The sequence below is a fragment of the Segatella copri genome (assembly GCF_002224675.1).
Taxonomy (GTDB): Bacteria; Bacteroidota; Bacteroidia; order Bacteroidales; family Bacteroidaceae; genus Prevotella; species Prevotella copri_U.
In genome coordinates, this window is the sequence record NZ_NMPZ01000058.1 from 1 (window position 1) to 2,314 (window position 2,314).

General features: G+C 38.7%; 1 protein-coding gene. It reads right to left on the reverse strand.

Going from position 1 to position 2,314, the window contains the following annotated elements; genetic code table 11:
* Window positions 1-262 precede the first annotated feature (262 nt).
* Entirely contained in the window at window positions 263-1,717 is a 1,455-nt protein-coding gene (locus CFT61_RS16225; protein ID WP_089545425.1) for a hypothetical protein, read from the reverse strand.
* Window positions 1,718-2,314 lie beyond the last annotated feature (597 nt).

A 2,314-nucleotide genomic window follows, 5' to 3' on the forward strand; every position in this document is an offset into this window, starting at 1 on the left:
TTTTTCCGAAAAATTCTTCTATAATCTGCTGAATAGCTTAAAATGAGCGATTTATAAGTGTTCAACCTCAATAGAGGTAATGATTTGGCAATAGTCACAACTTCTGCAATATGCATATGTTTGCTTTGCCTAACAACTCTTTACAGTTGCAAAAATACAAAATAAAAATGAAACCACACTATGTTGGTGCAAAAAAACAATAGTCATAAAACAAAGATTAACTTCGCCTTATGACTATTGTTGTCCACATTAAACTTATTTATCATTTAATTGGTTCCGCATGCACATAGTATTCACTGTTTATAGGGTCTTCCCCGTCAGTTTTAAGTATCAGTACCATGCGAGAATGTTTTGTACGCCAATATGCTTTAATATCAGCATCTTCGGGTAGTGCCTTAAACGTTTTACACAGCGAAGCCTTTTCTGTTTCTTTTATAGTACTATGTGCTTCATAGTACTGGTCCATAATCTTCAACAGACCTTCTCTTTCACGTTCAAGCACGCCTAACATATATTCCTTGTCGTTTTTGTCTTTTGCTCCTTTCAGTACAATACGTAACTCTGCATACGGTTTTGTAATGTCTTCTTTGTAGGCAGTAGGTGGAGTTAGGATAAACTCACGGCTCTTGTCCAGCAAGCAATATTCTGTTAGTTCGGGGTTCTTGGAATTATACCTTACGTTATCCCAATCGTAACCAAAGAATCCATCATTCACCAAATAGAGCCTCTTTCGGGCTTGATAGACAATACGGCCATCTTTATAGCCATTGGCATAGACAATAGTATTGTCATGAGGCGTGAAGAAGTATGTGCTCCACCAATAGGAAGTATTCAAACAGTTTGTCTTACGTTCCATGATTCCAAAGCTATCTGGCATATCACGACAATCACTCGTCCAAGTAATTGAATCGTAGTAGTTGTAATAGGCATTATCTGAAGAGTTGAAACCATATTCATCGGTAAGCTCAAATGTTACAAGGCAGAAGGTCTGAAACACAGGGTCTGTGTTGTCTTTGTCGTCTTCTGCATAGTATGCCTTAATCTTAAACTTGCAGTTGTCGGGAACAGAACGGTCAATATCCGTATCATACGTGTAACTTTTCTTCATCATTTCCAAATCGGTTTCGGTCATGCGTTTATATACAATCATGCCATATATAGACTTGTAACCATTGCTGCCATCACTCGTCGCTCCCAATTTTTGTATGGTGTACATTAAGGTCTTGCCATTCGACTCGTCAAGCTTAAGAATCTGCATGTATCTGCTGTCTGTTGTCTGCTTGTTGCTGCCAAACAGTATGAAGCCTTTGTCCATGTCATAAGTCCATGATACACGACTGAAACAAAAGGCTGGCAAGGCATCACTATAAAAATAACTAAAAGCTTGCTGTGATGTCTCAAACCAAAAGTGTGTAGGGCTGCCACCAAATCTGTCTTTCCAAAATTCCTCCTTGCTCAACTTTCCGTTTTCCTGTACCTCATAAGTGGCAATACTCTCCCAACCATAGCCCTTGACCTTACTCTGTATTTCTTCTGCTGCTATTGGCTTTCTCCCTTTTAGCACACAGCACCCCTCATCATTAACAGTATAGGTTTGGTTGAATAGATTCATATCCAACTTACATTGCTCAACACTCAATTCCTCAGACTTATCGCAACTGCCAAATACAACAGTGCAAGCTACGATGAGTGCTATTAACCAAAACTTCTTAGTCATAATAATCCAAATTTAAAGATTTTACATATAGACAGATTACGGATTTTCAGTGTTTCAAATTCTGCTGTCCAAGATAACTGAGTGCAAAAATACAAAAGTATCAACGTAATAGTGCATTTTTTTATTTTTTATAACACTCAAAACATACTTTTGTGCAAATAAAGGAAGAATAAACTACACCTGACAAATCTATTTACATATTTCTATGCACTGCCTACAGTTGGTACACTCACTTTCTGCAACCGTTGGGAGCAAAATTTCTTCGCCCTCATGGTGGAGCGAGGCGTTTTGGGGTTCCCAAAACATAACCTCGCTCCCTCCTCTAAGAACAAAAGACGAGATATTTGCCTTTCGGCTTTCCATGCCCAAGGTTGCAGACCTTAATTCTCTCAATTTACGCCAAACATCAAAGCTGCCACATTGAAAGAACAAGGTCACAGACACAAGCTACTTTGTACATGGAGTTTGCAAAGGAAAAGGTGATATTTTCAGTGTGAAACTTGCCAAGTGTTTCAGTTGTGTGTTGTTGATTTCCTTTGTGAACTATGCCGAGTGTGCTGTGTGTCCTCGGTATAGTCTGCATAAATCTAATGCCAT